This is a genomic window from Burkholderia sp. AU44665, from assembly GCF_030504405.1.
Classification (GTDB): domain Bacteria; phylum Pseudomonadota; class Gammaproteobacteria; order Burkholderiales; family Burkholderiaceae; genus Burkholderia; species Burkholderia semiarida.
In genome coordinates this window covers 218397-233870 of record NZ_JAUJRI010000010.1, presented here as the reverse complement: position 1 = coordinate 233870, position 15474 = coordinate 218397, and the positions used below count along the sequence as shown (strand labels likewise).

The window sequence follows — 15474 nt, the reverse complement described above, 5'->3', positions numbered from 1 at the left end:
GCCGCGGCCGGCCGTGCAGGTGCCGACGCCGCGTGCCGCCGCCCGCGCGCCGCAAGCCGCCGACGCGCGCCAGCCGTCGCCGCCGTGGGAGGACATCCCGCCCGACGACTACGTGCCGCTCAGCGCCGACGAAATGTTCGGCGGTTCCGACGACGGCTTCGTGCCGGTGTTCGACAGCGGTCCCGACGATGTGCGTGTGACGCCGAAGCCGGCGGACGCACGTCCGGCCGCGCCGATCGACACGCGCCCGCTACCGCCGGCGATCGCGCTCGATCCGATCGGCTTCGACGGCGAATGGCCGGCGCTGGCCGCGCGGCTGCCGCTGAAGGGTGTTGCATACCAGCTCGCGTTCAACAGCGAGCTGACGGCCGTCGATGCGAGCGCGTTGAAACTGTCCGTGCCCGTGCCGCAGTATGCGGACGCCGCTCAGGTGGCGAAGCTGAAGGCCGCGCTGGCCGATGCGCTCGGCAAGCCGGTCGAGGTGACCGTGGAGGTCGGGCCCGCACGGCGCACCGCGGCGGCGCTCGATGCGGCCGCGCGCGCGGCACGCCAGCGTGAAGCCGAGCAGGAGATTCACGGCGATCCGTTCGTCCAGCAGCTCGTGCGCGAGTTCGGTGCGCGCATCGTCGAGGGGTCGGTGCGTCCGCTCGCCGATTCGTCGCCGGACGGCGCGCCGCCTACACTCCATTGAACTGAGCGCCCCGCGACAGGCACAATCACGCCCCGCACACATTGGCCGGCACGCGCCGCGTGCCGGTTTTCACACGATCGAGAAGGAGTATTCCCATGTTGAAAGGCAACCTCGCCGGACTGATGAAGCAAGCGCAGCAAATGCAGGAAAACATGAAGAAGATGCAGGAGCAGCTTGCGCTGATCGAGGTCGAAGGGCAGTCGGGCGCCGGCCTCGTCAAGGTGACGATGACGTGCCGCAACGAAGTGCGCCGCGTGTCGATCGACCCGAGCCTGCTCGCGGACGACAAGGACATGCTCGAGGATCTCGTCGCCGCTGCGTTCAACGACGCGGTGCGCAAGGCCGAAGCCACGTCGCAGGAAAAGATGAGCGGCATGACGTCGGGCCTGCCGCTGCCCCCGGGCTTCAAGCTGCCGTTCTGAGCTTGGCGTCCTTGCCACCGTTTGCCGCCGTATGAAACAGCCGTCCGCCCTGTCCGCTCTCGTCGAAGCGTTGCGCGTGCTGCCCGGCGTCGGGCCGAAATCCGCGCAGCGCATGGCGGTTCACCTGATGCAGCACGACCGTGAGGGCGCGGAGCGGCTCGGCCGGTCGCTGCTGTTCGCGACCGAGCACCTGCAGCATTGCGAAAAGTGCAACACGTTCACCGAAGCGCAGATCTGCGAGGTCTGCAGCGACGAGGAGCGTGATCCGACGCTGCTGTGCGTCGTCGAGACGCCCGCCGACCAGATCATGCTCGAGCAGACGATGACCTACCGCGGGCTGTATTTCGTGCTGATGGGGCGACTGAGCCCGCTCGACGGAATCGGTCCGAAGGAAATCCATTTCGACCGCCTCGTGCGGCGCGCATCCGACGGCGTCGTCAAGGAAGTCGTGCTCGCGACCAACTTCACCAACGAAGGCGAAGCCACCGCCCACTATCTCGGCCAGACGCTCAAGGCGCGCGGGCTGGCGGTCACGCGTCTCGCGCGCGGCGTGCCGGTGGGCGGCGAGCTCGAGTACGTGGACGCGGGCACCATCGCCCGCGCGATGCTCGATCGCCGCACGATGTAAGCCGGGCGCCGCCTGCTAGCGGCGCCGTTCCTCATGCCAGGGAGACACATGAGCACCAGCCAGGGCCCGCTCGCGGGCGTCAAAGTGCTCGAATTCGGAACGCTGATCGCGGGGCCGTTCGCGTCGCGGCTGTTCGCCGAATTCGGCGCGGAAGTGATCAAGATCGAGGATCCGAACGGCGGCGACCCGCTGCGCAAGTGGCGCAAGCTCTACCCGGAGCAGGGCGGCACGTCGCTGTGGTGGTCCGTGCAGGCGCGCAACAAGAAATCGGTCACGCTGAACCTGAAAGCCGACGCCGGCAAGGCGATCGCGCGGCAGCTCGCGAGCGAGGCCGACATCGTGATCGAGAATTTCCGTCCGGGCCTGCTCGAAAAGCTCGGGCTCGGCTACGACGTGCTGTCGGCCGACAATCCGGGCCTCGTGATGGTGCGCCTGTCCGGCTACGGGCAGACGGGCCCGTACCGCGACCGGCCCGGCTTCGGCGCGATCGCCGAATCGATGGGCGGGCTGCGCCACATCACCGGCTATCCGGATCTTCCGCCGCCGCGCATCGGCATCTCGATCGGCGATTCGATCGCCGCGCTGCACGGCGTGATCGGCGCGCTGATGGCGCTCCATCACCGCAAGGTCAACGGCGGCGCGGGGCAGGTGGTCGACGTTGCACTGTATGAAGCCGTCTTCAACATGATGGAAAGCGTGGTGCCCGAATACGGCGTGTACGGGATGGTGCGCGAGCGCACCGGCGCGTCGCTGCCGGGCATCGTGCCGTCGAACACGTATGCATGCCGCGACGGCAGCATCGTGATCGGCGGCAACAGCGACCCGATCTTCAAGCGGTTGATGAAGGCGATCGAGCGCGACGACCTCGCCGACGATCCCGCGCTCGCGCAGAACGACGGGCGCGTGCCGCGCACGCAGGAAATCGACGACGCGATCGCCGCGTGGCTCGCGCCGCGCACGATCGACGAGGCGCTCGGCGTGCTGAACGCGGCCGACGTGCCGGCCGGACGCATCTACAGCGCGGCCGACATGTTCACCGATCCGCAGTTCGTCGCGCGCCAGATGATCCAGCGGTTCAAGCTGGCCGACGGCACGGACATTCCGCTGCCGAACATCACGCCGAAGCTGTCGGCCACGCCGGGCGAAACGCGCTGGCTCGGGCCCGAGCTCGGCGAGCACACCGACGAGGTGCTGCGCGGCCTCGGCTACGACACGCAGGCGATTGCCGCACTGCGCGAGGCGGGCGCGATCTGAGCGCAGCCGGCCCGGCGATGGGATCCCGTCGTCCAGACTTTCGTCGAGGCGGCAAATCGGGCGACACGGTGTTTTCCCCAGCGCGCGGAACGCCGCCGCGCAGTACGGCGGCGCATCGCCCGCCCATGCGTATACCCGCCCGCCTGCGGTGGCTGGACTGTCGCTCTCGCGCCATCCTTCCTCGGTTACAATCGCCGGATGCGAATCCTACTCAGCAACGACGACGGCTATCTCGCCCCTGGTCTCGCCGCGCTCAGCGAAGCGCTGCAGCCGCTGGCCGAGCTTACGGTGATCGCGCCCGAGCAGAACTGCAGCGGCGCGTCGAATTCCCTCACGTTGTCGCGGCCGCTGTCGGTGCAGCGCGCAGCGGGTACGGGTTTCTTCTACGTGAACGGCACGCCGACCGATTCGGTGCACGTCGCGCTGACGGGGATGGCCGATGCAAGGCCGGACATCGTCGTGTCCGGCATCAACAACGGCCAGAACATGGGCGAAGACACGCTCTATTCGGGGACAGTTGCAGCCGCCACCGAAGGCATCATGTTCGGCGTGCCGGCCATCGCGTTCTCGCTGGTCGACAAGGGCTGGACGCATCTGGCCGACGCCGCGCGCGTCGCCGCGGAAATCGTCGCGCACTACCTCGCGCATCCGCTGCCGGGCCAGCCGCTGCTGAACGTCAACATTCCGAACCTGCCGTACGATCAACTGAAGGGCTGGAAGGTCACGCGCCTCGGCAAGCGTCATCCGTCGCAGCCGGTGATTCGCCAGACCGACCCGCGCGGCGAGCCGATCTACTGGATCGGCGCCGCGGGCGAGGCGCTGGACGCCAGCGAAGGCACCGATTTCCATGCCGTCGCGAACGGTTTCGTGTCGATCACGCCGCTGCAGCTCGATCTCACGCATACGCAGATGCTGCCCGCGACGCGCGAATGGGCGCGCGCCGGAGGGCGGGCTTCATGAGCGGCGAGCGCGCGAAGCGGTTCCCGCTCGCGCTCGAAGATCTCAAGCGAGCGCCACGCAAGTCGGAAAAAGGCCGGGCCGGCGAACGCCAGACGGCGGGCGCGGTGCCGAAGGCCGCCGACAAACCCGCGGCCGCGCTGAAACCGGTCGCGGTGAAACCGGTTGCGGTGAAGCCGGCCGCGTTGCGTGCGCCGCAGCCGGGTATCGCCGCCGCGAAGCCGGCGACCGCACCGAAGCCTACCGCACTGAAGCCTGCGCTGCCGAAGCCGGCTGCGCCGAGTGTCGCGCCGGCCGGCGCGTTCGCGCTTACGTCGGAACGTGTGCGCGAGCGGATGGTCGAACGCCTGCGCGCGAACGGCGTGACCGATGCGCGCGTGCTGGACGCGATGGCCGCGGTGCCGCGCCACCTGTTCGTGGATCCGGGGCTCGCGACGCAGGCCTACGAGGATTCGGCGCTGCCGATCGGCCACCAGCAAACCATTTCAAAGCCGTCGGTCGTCGCGCGCATGATCGAGCTCGCGATGGCCGGCCGCACGCTCGAGCGCGTGCTCGAGATCGGCACGGGCTGCGGCTATCAGGCCGCCGTGCTGAGCCACGTGGCACGCGACGTGTATTCGATTGAACGCATCAAGCCGCTTTACGAGCGCGCGAAGCTGAACCTGCGGCCGCTGCGCGTGCCGAACATCCGTCTGCACTACGGCGACGGGCGTGTCGGCCTGCCGTCCGCGGCCCCGTTCGACGCGATCGTGATCGCGGCGGCGGGGCTCGACGTGCCGCGCGCGCTACTCGAGCAACTCGCGATCGGCGGGCGGCTCGTCGCGCCTGTCGGTGCGCAGAGCGGACAGCACCAGGTGCTCACGCTCGTCGAGCGCGTCGCGCACGCGCAATGGCGAGAGTCCCGGCTTGATCGCGTTTTCTTTGTCCCTTTAAAATCCGGAGTGATTTGAAACCGATGAGTATGTTGCGCGCGATGCAAAACAACCGATCCAGGGAACCGCTCACGCTCGCCCAGCGCGCGATCTGTGTGGCTGCTTTCTCCACGCTGCTGGCCGCCTGTGCGACGCGGCTCGACAACGCGCCCGTCGTCGATCGCTCCGGGGCGCTCGGCACGAGCACCGCCGCGCAGCCCGCGGTGCCGCTCGGCCCGCCGCCGCCCGGCTTCTATCGGGTGAAGCCGGGTGACACGCTGTACCGGATCGCGCTCGAGAACGGGCAGAACTATCGAGACATCGCGTCGTGGAACAATCTGGCGAACCCGAACCAGATCGAAGTCGACCAACTGCTGCGTGTCGCGCCGCCGGGCGGCGCCGCGGTCGCGGGCGCGCCGGCCACCGCACCGATCGCCGGTGGTGCGGTCGCGACCGCGCCGCTGAGCAGCGGCCCGGCCACGCCGGCTGCCGGCACGTCGTCGGCGCTTGCCGCCACGCCGCCGGCCGCGGCAACGGGATCGAGCGATACGGCCGCGGCCCCGAGCGGCCCCGTGACGTTCGCGTGGCCCGCGCGCGGCCCCGTGCTGAACGGGTTCGACGATGCGAAGAACAAGGGTGTCAATATCGGCGGGACGGCCGGCGAGGCCGTGAAGGCGGCAGCAGACGGCCGCGTCGTTTACTCCGGCAACGGGCTGCGTGGTTACGGCAACCTCATTATCATCAAACACGATGCAACTTACCTCACGGCGTATGCACACAATCGCGCTTTGATGGTAAAAGAGGGGGACGCGGTAACGAAGGGGCAGAAGATCGCCGAGATGGGTAACAGCGATGCCGACCGCGTGATGCTGCATTTCGAGGTTCGCCGGCAGGGTAAGCCTGTCGATCCGCTGAAGTATTTGCCGCCTCAATAACCGAGACGACCATGCCGAAATCGAAGCGCCACGAGCCGCAAGCCGAGTCTGAGAAGATCAGTCGTGCCACGCAAGCATCGGTGGGGCGAGCAGGTGCTTCGACGGACGACGAAGACGACGTCGCGGAAAACGAACGCGATCTCGAGGCACGCGACGCCGACGCCGACGCGGACGGTGGCGACGACGAGCGCGAAAGCCGCCAGGAAGCAGTTCCCGACGTCGACGATTTCCGCACGCTGCTGCAGGCCGAGCTCACGGCCGACACGATCCAGCATTACCTGAACCGCATCAGCGTGAAGCCGCTGCTGACCGTCGAGGAAGAGCAGCGCTATTCGCGCCTCGCGAAGGCCGGCGAATTCGAGGCGCGGCAGGTGATGATCGAGCGCAACCTGCGTCTCGTCGTCAGTATCGCGAAGGGGTACCTGAACCGCGGCGTGCCGCTGCTCGACCTGATCGAGGAAGGCAACCTCGGCCTGATGCATGCGATCGAGAAATTCGACCCGACGCGCGGGTTCCGTTTCTCGACCTATGCGACGTGGTGGATCCGGCAGAGCATCGAGCGGGCGATCATGAACCAGGCCCGCACGGTACGCCTGCCCGTGCACGTGATCCGCGAACTGAACCAGGTGCTGCGCGCGAAGCGCCACCTCGAAAAGAATTCGATGTCGACGGGCGAGGCGGCCGAGCGCCGCGAAGCCAGTATCGACGACATCGCCTATCTCACCGGCAAGACCGCCGAGGAAGTCACCGATATCCTCGCGCTCAACGAACACACGGCATCGCTCGACGCGCCGCTCGACCTCGATCCCGCGAGCAGCCTGCTCGACCTGCTGCCCGACGACCAGAGCCAGTCGCCCGACGCCGAGGTGCAGCACCGCGAGCTCGAAACGCTGACGCGCGCGTGGCTATCGCGGCTGTCCGACAAGCACCGGCACGTGATCGAGCGCCGCTTCGGCCTGAACCACATCGAACCGGCGACGCTCGAGGAGCTCGCCGACGAGATGGGGCTCACGCGCGAGCGCGTGCGCCAGATCCAGCAGGAAGCGCTGGTGCGCCTCAAGCGGTTCTTCGCCTCCAACGGCGTGCGCAAGGACGCCGTTCTGTAGCTGATGACTCCGATTCTCGTTTTTGACATCGAGACGATTCCCGATGTCGACGGCATCCGCCGTCTGGAAGACCTGCCCGCGACGCTCGACGATGCCGCGGTGGCCGAACATGCGTTTGCCGCACGCCGCGAGAAGACCGGCGGCGATTTCCTGCCGCACCATCTGCAGCGGATCGCGGCGATCTCGTGCGTGTTCCGCGACAACAACGGTTTTCGCGTGCGCTCGCTCGGGACGCCGCAGGACAACGAAGCCACGCTGATCCAGTCGTTCTACCGCGTGATCGAGAAATACACGCCGCAACTCGTGTCGTGGAACGGCGGCGGTTTCGATCTGCCGGTGCTCCATTACCGCGCGCTCGTGCACGGCATTCCCGCCACCCGCTACTGGGATCTCGGCGAGGACGACCGCGAATTCAAGTGGAACAACTACATCTCGCGCTATCACTCGCGGCATACCGACCTGATGGACGTGTTGGCGATGTATCAGGCGCGCGCGAACGCGCCGCTCGACGCGCTGGCGAAGCTGTGCGGTTTCCCGGGCAAGCTCGGGATGGACGGCAGCCAGGTATGGCCGGCGTTCCGCGACGGCCGGATCGACGAAATCCGCAACTATTGCGAAACCGACGTCGTCAACACCTACCTGCTGTATTGCCGGTTTCAGTTGATGCGCGGCGGGCTGACGCCGAGCGAGTACGCGGACGAAATCCTGCTCGTGAAGAACGCGCTCGCGCTGGAGCCGGCGCCGCACTGGGCCGAATACCTGGCCGGCTTCGACGCGTAGCGCGGGCGGCGGCGCCGCAACCTGCGCGTTCAGGCCAGCTCGAGCAGCACCGGCTGGTGATCGGACGCGCGTACGTCGCCGTCGATCTCGCAGCCGGTGACGCGCGGCAACAGCGTGTCGGTCACGAACACGAAATCGCACGCGAGCGGGCCGTCCGACCATTGCACCGTATCGTAGACGCCGGCCGTCGGCGGCGGCGTACGACCGGGATGCAGCGCGACCCACGCGTCGACGAAACGCGGCGCGTCGGCAATCGGCTCCAGAAAGCGTCGGTATGCCTCGCTGCCGAATGCGCTGTTGAAATCGCCGCAGACGATCGCGTCGCGCGGTTGTCCGGTCGCGCTGAACGGCCCGTCGGCGGTTTCGGCGGGCGCGGGGTGGTCCGCGTGCGCACAGGCCTCGCGATGCCGGGCGCGTAGCGCGTCGACCTGTGCAAGCCGCTGGCGCGCCGAGTAATACTCCAGATGCGTGGTGATCACGCGCAACGGCCCGAAGGGCGCCTGCAACTCGATATCGAGCGCGACGCGCGGCATCGACGGCGCGCCGGCGTCCGCGGGCCACGGCAGCAATTGGCGCAGCACGCGCCCGACCGGCAGCCGCGTCGCGATCGCATTGCCGAACTGGCGGCGTGCTCCCCCGGGCCGGATGGCCGGCAGGTCGGCGCCGATGGCGTCGACGATCGTATAGCCGGGCAACAGCGCCGCGAGTTCGGCGAACTGATCCGGGCCTGGCCGGCCGGGCAGTGCGTCGAAGCCGCGCGTGACTTCCTGCAGGCACAGCACGTCGAAATCGCCGAGCCGGCGGATGGCCGCGACGGTGCGCGGAAGATCGACGACGCCATCCGCGTCCCGGCCCCATTGGATGTTCCAGTCGATCAATCGCATGGTCGAACCTCCTGTCGGGCGGGTAGGGATGTTGGGCCTCGGACGTTGCCTCCGCTGATTCCGTGGCCCACGCCGGCCGCGGGCGAATCGGAAAGCCGCGTCGAGCGGCCGTCCGGGCCCGCGCCGCATGGTTTATGCCCGCGTGCCCGATGCGTGCCTCATCCAAAGCACGCGGCGAGGGCCTTCGTCGTCTACAATCTCGCCTTCTTCAACGTTTGTCAGGAAAAGCTGGTGTCCGAAGCCGTCCCCACTTCTGCGCGCAAATCGAAAAATGCGCCCGTTCCGCCCGGGCCTGCACCGGTTCTCGAGATCGAATCGCTCGACATGGAAGCGCGCGGTGTCGGCCGCACGGTGACCGAGGACGGCCAGCCGGGCAAGGTGATCTTCGTCGAAGGCGCGCTGCCGGGCGAGCGCGTGACCTATTCGAGCTATCGCCGCAAGCCGAGCTACGAGCAAGCGACGGTCGTCGACATTCTGCGTCCGAGCGTGATGCGTACGCAGCCGAAATGCAAGTTCTTCGGCACCTGCGGCGGTTGCTCGATGCAGCATCTCGACATGCGCGCGCAGGTCGCGGTCAAGCAGCGCGTGCTCGAAGACAATCTGTGGCACCTGGCGAAGCTGCGCGCGGAAACGATGTTCGCGCCGATCCACGGCCCGTCATGGGGCTATCGCTACCGCGCACGCCTGACCGTGCGCAACGTCGCGAAGAAGGGCGGCGTGCTGGTTGGATTCCACGAGAAGAAGAGCAGCTACGTGGCCGACATGACGAGCTGCGAAGTGCTGCCGCCGCACGTGTCGGCGATGCTCGTGCCGCTGCGCCGGCTCGTCGAGGGGCTGTCGATTCGCGACCGGATGCCGCAGATCGAACTCGCGGTCGGCTCGGCGGTCACGGCGCTCGTGCTGCGCGTGCTGGAGCCGATCAACGCGGACGACGAAGCGCTCCTGCGCGCGTTCGCGGACGAGCACAAGGTGCAGTTCTGGCTGCAGCCGAAGGGGCCGGACACGGTAACGCCGTTCTATCCGCTCGACGTGTCGCTCGATTACACGCTGCCGGAATTCGGCATCCGCATGCCGTTCAAGCCGACCGACTTCACGCAGGTCAATCACCAGATCAACCGCGTGCTGGTGGGCCGCGCGCTGCGCCTGCTCGCGCCGTCGCGCGACGACCGCGTGCTCGACCTGTTCTGCGGAATCGGCAACTTCACGCTGCCGCTCGCGCGGCTGTCGCGCGAAGTGATGGGCATCGAGGGCAGCGACACGCTGACCACGCGCGCGCTGGCGAACGCGCGCGAGAACGGTGTCGACGGCCACACGACGTTCGCGTGCCGGAACCTGTTCGAAGTGACGGGCGACGACCTGCGCGCGCTCGGCGCATTCGACAAGTTCCTGATCGACCCGCCGCGCGAAGGCGCGCTCGCGGTGTCGAAGGCGCTGGCCGAGATCGCGCAGAGCGGCGAAGGCCCGCTGCCGAAACGCATCGTCTACGTGTCGTGCAACCCGTCGACGCTCGCGCGCGATGCGGGCCTGCTCGTGCACGAGGCCGGCTACCGCTTGAAGGGCGCTGGTGTCGTGAACATGTTCCCGAATACGTCGCACGTCGAATCGATTGCGCTGTTCGAGCGCGACTGAGCCGGGCGGCGGACGTAAAAAAACCGGCCCGCGGGCCGGTTTTTTCATGGGTGCGCAACGAACGTCAGTTGCGGTTGCCGCCGAAGATGCCGAGCAGCGCGAGCAGGTTCGTGAACACGTTGTACAGGTCGAGGTAGATCGCGAGCGTGGCCGAGATGTAGTTCGTCTCGCCGCCGTTCACGACGCGCTGGACGTCGAACAGCATGTAGGCCGAGAAGATCGCGATCGCGAGCACCGACACGGTGAGCATCAGCGCCGGCAGTTGCAGGAAGATGTTCGCGACCGACGCCAGCAGGATCACGATCACGCCCATGAACAGCCACTTGCCGAGCCCCGAGAAGTCGCGCTTGCTGACGGTGGCGATCGTCGCCATCACGGCGAAGATGATGCCGGTGCCGCCGAACGCGAGCATGATCAGCGACGGGCCGTTCGAGAAGCCGAGGATGAAGCTCAGCAGCCGCGACAGCATCAGGCCCATGAAGAACGTGAAGCCGAGCAGCACGAACACGCCGGCCGCGCTGTTTTTCGTCCGCTCGATCGCGAACATGAAGCCGAACGCGATCGCGAAGAACGCGAGCAGGCTCATCATCGGGCTCGTGGCCGCGAACAGCGAGAAGCCCGTCGCGACGCCGACCCAGGCGCCCAGCACGGTCGGCACCATCGACAGCGCGAGCAGCCAGTACGTGTTCCGCAGCACGCGGTTGCGAACCTCGGCGGTGCTGACGGAACCGCCGCGGCCGAAATTGTACGGATAGTCGTTCATGGTTTCTCCTAACATTGAACGCGTGGGCGTCCGGGGCCGGTTCGGCGCGCGCGATGTGCGGCGCAGCAAACCGGGGCAGCTATGGCTAAGATACGTTCCGTGCCGCGAGGTTTCAATGGCTCGGCGGAACAAAACATATGGATTCTGAACCTTTCATTCGTGTAAGGGTTCAATCGCAATGATACACGGGATCGTGCTACAATAGCGGATTCATTTGAACCTGTAACTTCTTAATTTTTTGGAGTTTTTATGGCAATCGAGCGCACCCTGTCGATCATCAAGCCGGATGCGGTGGCAAAGAACGTGATCGGCCAGATCTACAGCCGTTTCGAAGGCGCCGGCCTGAAGATCGTCGCAGCGCGCATGGCACACCTGTCGCGTGCTGACGCAGAGAAGTTCTACGCAGTCCACGCGGCACGTCCGTTCTTCAAGGATCTCGTCGATTTCATGATCTCGGGCCCGGTGATGATCCAGGTTCTGGAAGGGGAAGGCGCGATCCTGAAGAACCGCGATCTGATGGGCGCGACGGATCCGAAGAAGGCGGAAAAGGGCACGATCCGCGCCGACTTCGCCGACAGCATCGACGCGAACGCCGTGCACGGCTCGGACGCCGCCGAAACGGCAGCGGTCGAAATCGCGTTCTTCTTCCCGGAAATGAACGTTTACTCGCGTTAAGCCCTGGCTGACAGCAAGTAGGCAGGATTCAGCGCACGCGGCAAGGCAGCACATCATGACGAGCGAAACTTCCGTCAATCTTCTCGACTTCGACGCCGAGGGTCTTGTCGCGTACTGCGGCAGCCTGGGCGAGAAGCCGTTCCGCGCCAAGCAGTTGCAGCGCTGGATCCACCAGTACAACGCCGGCGACTTCGACGGCATGACCGATCTCGCGAAGTCCCTGAGGGAAAAGCTCAAGGGCCGCGCGTCGATCGTGATGCCGGATATCGTCAGCGATCACGTTTCCACCGACGGCACGCGCAAGTGGCTGATCGACGTCGGAAACGGCAATGCGGTCGAAACCGTGTTCATCCCGGAAGAGACGCGCGGCACGCTGTGCGTGTCGTCGCAGGCCGGATGCGCGGTGAACTGCCGCTTCTGTTCGACGGGCAAGCAGGGCTTCTCCCGCAACCTGTCGACAGCCGAAATCATCGGCCAGCTCCGGATGGCCGAGTTTGCTTTGCGCGCGTCCCTGGGCCGCGCGCCCGGCCCGAATGGCCGGGCCGAGCGGGTCGTCACCAACGTGGTGATGATGGGCATGGGCGAGCCGCTGCTGAATTACAGCGCGGTCGTCCCCGCGATGCGCCTGATGCTCGACGACAACGCGTACGGCCTGTCGCGCCGTCGCGTCACGCTGTCGACGTCTGGCGTGGTGCCGATGATGGACCGCCTCGGCGCCGAGTTGCCGGTCGCGCTGGCCGTTTCGCTGCATGCGCCGAACGATGCGCTGCGCGACGAGCTGGTGCCGCTCAACAAGAAGTATCCGCTTCGCGAGCTGATGGCTGCGTGCCAGCGTTATCTGAAAGTCGCGCCGCGCGACTTCATCACGTTCGAATACTGCATGCTCGACGGCGTCAACGACACCGAAGCGCATGCGCGCGAACTGCTGGCCGTCACGCGCGACGTGCCGTGCAAGTTCAACCTGATCCCGTTCAATCCGTTCCCGGAATCTGGCCTGATCCGCTCGAAGCCGGAGCAGATCAAGCGCTTCGCGCAAGTCCTCATCGACGCGGGCGTCGTCACGACCGTGCGCAAGACGCGCGGCGACGACATCGACGCCGCGTGCGGGCAACTGGCCGGCGCGGTGAAGGATCGCACGCGCCTCGCGGAGCGGACGGGCGCAGCAGGAAAGATCATCGAAGTTCGGGCAGTTTGACGGGGACGCCCAGTCGGGGACGCCTAGTCGGGGACGCCTGGTTCGGGGCACCTGCCCAGGGTGCCCGAACCGTTTGGCGGTGCAACACGCGAATAGCGATCGGTCGCGGCGCCTCGGCGCCGCGCAGGGTATGAACCGTTGCGGGTGCCGGCCGGCAGGAGCCGGCGGCACCCGCCAGTGAAGAAGAATCGACGCGAGGACAAGGATGAGTGAGCCGCAGCCGTCTAACGGCGCAGAGACGAATGCCGCGAAGCCGGCACCGGCGGGACTGGAATCGCTGGCGGCGGTCGGCAGCCGGCTGGCGCAGCTTCGGGAGACGAAGGGCTGGTCGGTCGACGACGTGTCGGCGCGACTCAAGGTCGCACCGCACAAACTCCGGGCGCTCGAGGCCGGCGACATCAGCCATTTGCCCGGCGTGACCTTCGCGCTCGGCGTCGTGCGCAGCTACGCGAAGATGCTCGGCGTCGATCCGGAACCGTTCGCGCAGGCGCTGCGCCGCGAGCGCGGGGTGCCGGAAGTCGACCTGTCGATGCCGGCGTCGTCGGGCACGGATCTGCCGCGCGGCCGTGTGTCGATTCCGCTGGGCGGCTCGTCGCGCCACCATCCCTGGCTGTGGGGAACGGGGATCGTCATCGTCGCGGTGGTCGCCGCACTGATGTGGCACACTGGCGGCGATTCGTCGAGCCTGCTCGCGCGCTTCAAGGGCGGCGACGCCGAACATGCGTCGGCCGCGAGCGCGGCGGCAGCGTCCTCCGCTGAAGAAGCGGCCCCGAACGGTGCGTCGGCGGCGGTGGCGAATGAGGTTCCGGCCCCGGCTGCCGCGTCGGCGGCCCCGGCGCAGGCGATTGCATCGGCTGTCCCGGCGCCCGCCGCCCCGGTCGCGACGGCTGCGGCATCGCAGCCCGTGGCGGCAACGGCGGCGGCAAGCACGGCCGCGCCGGCCCAGCCGGCGAGCGTCGTGGTCGCGGCGGGCCAGTCGATGGTCGAACTGAAGGTCAAGCAGGATTGCTGGTTCAGCGTGCGCGACAAGAATGGCAAGGAGCTGTTCTCGGCGCTGGTGCGCGCCGGCGAAACGAAGCAGGTCGCCGGTGACGGACCGTTCAAGGTCACGATCGGCAACAAGGCCGGCCTCGACGCGGTTGCGTTCGACGGAAAACCGGTCGATCCGGCAAAATATTCGGCAGCGCGGGGTAACGTGGCGCGGTTCACGCTGCCCTGACGTCAAGCGCCGTGGCGAAGGCCTGCCGTCGATATCGGCGGGCCGTGAGGGCACGGCGCTTTTTCAATTCATGCGCCGCGTCGCGGCGCATTCCGCGTAAATGGATCTATCGATGCAATCCGAAGCTCAATCCCCACGCAGCAGTCAGATTTGTTCAACCGAGCCGGTGTTCGGCGGGCATCAGCCGCGCCGCGTATCGCATGCGGTGGATGTCCGCTGGGGCGGGCAACTCGTGACGATCGGCGGCGACGCGCCGGTGCGCGTACAGTCGATGACGAATACCGACACGGCCGACGCGATCGGCACGGCGATCCAGATCAAGGAACTCGCGAATGCGGGCTCCGAGCTGGTGCGCATCACGGTCAACACGCCCGAAGCCGCGGCCGCCGTGCCGGCGATTCGCGAGCAGCTCGACCGGATGGGCGTGACGGTGCCGCTCGTCGGCGATTTCCACTACAACGGCCACCTGCTGCTGCGCGACTACCCGGGCTGCGCGGAGTCGCTGTCGAAGTACCGGATCAACCCCGGTAACGTCGGTCAGGGCGCGAAGCGCGACACGCAGTTCGCGCAGATGATCGAGGCTGCGGCGAAGTACGACAAGCCGGTGCGGATCGGCGTGAACTGGGGCAGCCTCGACCAGGATCTGCTGGCGCGCATGATGGACGAGAACGCCGCGCGCGCGCAGCCGTGGGACGCGCAGAGCGTGATGTACGAGGCGCTGATCCAGTCGGCGATCGGCTCGGCCGAGCGTGCGGTGGAGCTTGGCCTGGGGCGCGACCGCATCGTGCTGTCGTGCAAGGTCAGCGGCGTGCAGGACCTGATCGCGGTGTACCGCGAACTCGGCCGCCGCTGCGGCTTCGCGCTGCACCTCGGGCTGACCGAGGCCGGCATGGGCTCGAAGGGGATCGTCGCGTCGACGGCGGCGCTCGGCGTGCTGCTGCAGGAAGGGATCGGCGACACGATCCGCATTTCGCTGACACCGGAGCCGGGCGCGTCGCGCACGGGCGAAGTGATCGTCGGCCAGGAAATCCTCCAGACGATGGGCCTGCGCTCGTTCGCGCCGATGGTGATCGCGTGCCCGGGCTGCGGCCGCACGACGAGCACGCTGTTCCAGGAACTCGCGATGCAGATCCAGACGTATCTGCGCGAGCAGATGCCGGTCTGGCGCAAGGAGTATCCGGGCGTCGAGAAGATGAACGTCGCGGTGATGGGCTGCATCGTCAACGGCCCGGGTGAATCGAAGCACGCGAACATCGGCATCAGCCTGCCGGGCTCGGGCGAGAACCCGGCCGCGCCGGTCTTCATCGACGGCGAAAAGGTCAAGACGCTGCGCGGCGAGCGGATCGCCGAGGAATTCCAGCAGATCGTCAGCGACTACGTCGCACGCAATTACGGCCGCACCGAGGCCCTGAACTAATTCGTCCA

16 protein-coding genes are annotated in these 15474 nt (G+C 67.3%); 14 read left to right on the top strand and 2 right to left on the bottom strand.

Annotation, left to right across the window (positions count from 1 at the left end; genetic code table 11):
- The 9 genes from QZM15_RS21625 to QZM15_RS21585 form a co-directional block, all read left to right on the top strand.
- Nucleotides 1-691: DNA polymerase III subunit gamma/tau C-terminal domain-containing protein (locus QZM15_RS21625; RefSeq protein ID WP_302107223.1), on the top strand; the 691-nt coding region annotated here is incomplete at its 5' end.
- Between the two features lie 95 nt (nucleotides 692-786).
- Nucleotides 787-1113 carry a YbaB/EbfC family nucleoid-associated protein gene (locus QZM15_RS21620; protein WP_006482124.1) on the top strand — a complete coding sequence of 109 codons (327 nt, stop codon included), beginning with the start codon at nucleotides 787-789 and terminating at the stop codon, nucleotides 1111-1113.
- Nucleotides 1114-1144: 31 nt separating this feature from the next.
- Nucleotides 1145-1741: a recombination mediator RecR gene (recR, locus tag QZM15_RS21615; RefSeq protein ID WP_006478665.1), complete on the top strand. Its 597-nt coding sequence runs from the start codon at nucleotides 1145-1147 to the stop codon at nucleotides 1739-1741.
- A gap of 48 nt (nucleotides 1742-1789) precedes the next feature.
- Nucleotides 1790-2995 (top strand): CaiB/BaiF CoA-transferase family protein, encoded by a 1206-nt coding sequence (locus QZM15_RS21610; protein WP_059585302.1) that lies wholly within the window; start codon nucleotides 1790-1792, stop codon nucleotides 2993-2995.
- Between the two features lie 198 nt (nucleotides 2996-3193).
- Complete coding sequence (gene surE / locus QZM15_RS21605; RefSeq protein ID WP_059585303.1) at nucleotides 3194-3955, top strand: 5'/3'-nucleotidase SurE; 762 nt, start codon at nucleotides 3194-3196, stop codon at nucleotides 3953-3955.
- Complete coding sequence (locus tag QZM15_RS21600; protein ID WP_059585330.1) at nucleotides 3952-4902, top strand: protein-L-isoaspartate(D-aspartate) O-methyltransferase; 951 nt, start codon at nucleotides 3952-3954, stop codon at nucleotides 4900-4902. The genes surE and QZM15_RS21600 overlap by 4 nt, the downstream gene beginning before the upstream one ends.
- A 5-nt stretch (nucleotides 4903-4907) precedes the next feature.
- Entirely contained in the window at nucleotides 4908-5798 is an 891-nt protein-coding gene (locus tag QZM15_RS21595) for a peptidoglycan DD-metalloendopeptidase family protein (protein ID WP_059585304.1), read from the top strand.
- 11 nt (nucleotides 5799-5809) lie between these two features.
- Complete coding sequence (gene rpoS / locus QZM15_RS21590; protein ID WP_089464811.1) at nucleotides 5810-6904, top strand: RNA polymerase sigma factor RpoS; 1095 nt, start codon at nucleotides 5810-5812, stop codon at nucleotides 6902-6904.
- Nucleotides 6905-6907: 3 nt separating this feature from the next.
- Nucleotides 6908-7684 carry a 3'-5' exonuclease gene (locus QZM15_RS21585; protein WP_059645787.1) on the top strand — a complete coding sequence of 259 codons (777 nt, stop codon included), beginning with the start codon at nucleotides 6908-6910 and terminating at the stop codon, nucleotides 7682-7684.
- A gap of 29 nt (nucleotides 7685-7713) precedes the next feature.
- Here QZM15_RS21585 and QZM15_RS21580 read toward each other — a convergent pair whose 3' ends face one another.
- A complete protein-coding gene (locus QZM15_RS21580; RefSeq protein WP_302107222.1) occupies nucleotides 7714-8568 on the bottom strand; it encodes an endonuclease/exonuclease/phosphatase family protein in 855 nt (284 codons plus the stop codon).
- Nucleotides 8569-8892: 324 nt separating this feature from the next.
- On the opposite strand from QZM15_RS21580, the gene rlmD reads away from it, so the two are divergent.
- Nucleotides 8893-10197 carry a 23S rRNA (uracil(1939)-C(5))-methyltransferase RlmD gene (gene rlmD, locus QZM15_RS21575; protein WP_264162848.1) on the top strand — a complete coding sequence of 435 codons (1305 nt, stop codon included), beginning with the start codon at nucleotides 8893-8895 and terminating at the stop codon, nucleotides 10195-10197.
- Between the two features lie 64 nt (nucleotides 10198-10261).
- Here the strand turns inward: rlmD and QZM15_RS21570 are convergent, their stop codons facing one another.
- Nucleotides 10262-10960, bottom strand: a complete 699-nt coding sequence (locus QZM15_RS21570; RefSeq protein ID WP_059585309.1) for a Bax inhibitor-1/YccA family protein — start codon at nucleotides 10958-10960, stop codon at nucleotides 10262-10264.
- A gap of 249 nt (nucleotides 10961-11209) precedes the next feature.
- On the opposite strand from QZM15_RS21570, the gene ndk reads away from it, so the two are divergent.
- The 4 genes from ndk to ispG all read left to right on the top strand — a co-directional run bounded on the left by ndk (nucleotide 11210) and on the right by ispG (nucleotide 15466).
- On the top strand, nucleotides 11210-11635 hold the full coding sequence (gene ndk / locus QZM15_RS21565) for a nucleoside-diphosphate kinase (RefSeq protein ID WP_040144283.1): 426 nt from the start codon (nucleotides 11210-11212) through the stop codon (nucleotides 11633-11635).
- Nucleotides 11636-11690: 55 nt separating this feature from the next.
- The gene (rlmN, locus tag QZM15_RS21560) at nucleotides 11691-12830 is read left to right on the top strand and encodes a 23S rRNA (adenine(2503)-C(2))-methyltransferase RlmN (protein WP_060316423.1); all 1140 of its coding nucleotides are present in this window, start codon (nucleotides 11691-11693) and stop codon (nucleotides 12828-12830) included.
- A gap of 205 nt (nucleotides 12831-13035) precedes the next feature.
- Nucleotides 13036-14049 (top strand): helix-turn-helix domain-containing protein, encoded by a 1014-nt coding sequence (locus QZM15_RS21555; RefSeq protein WP_124659404.1) that lies wholly within the window; start codon nucleotides 13036-13038, stop codon nucleotides 14047-14049.
- A gap of 112 nt (nucleotides 14050-14161) precedes the next feature.
- Nucleotides 14162-15466, top strand: a complete 1305-nt coding sequence (gene ispG / locus QZM15_RS21550) for a flavodoxin-dependent (E)-4-hydroxy-3-methylbut-2-enyl-diphosphate synthase (RefSeq protein WP_059585331.1) — start codon at nucleotides 14162-14164, stop codon at nucleotides 15464-15466.
- The last annotated feature ends 8 nt before the right edge of the window (nucleotides 15467-15474 follow it).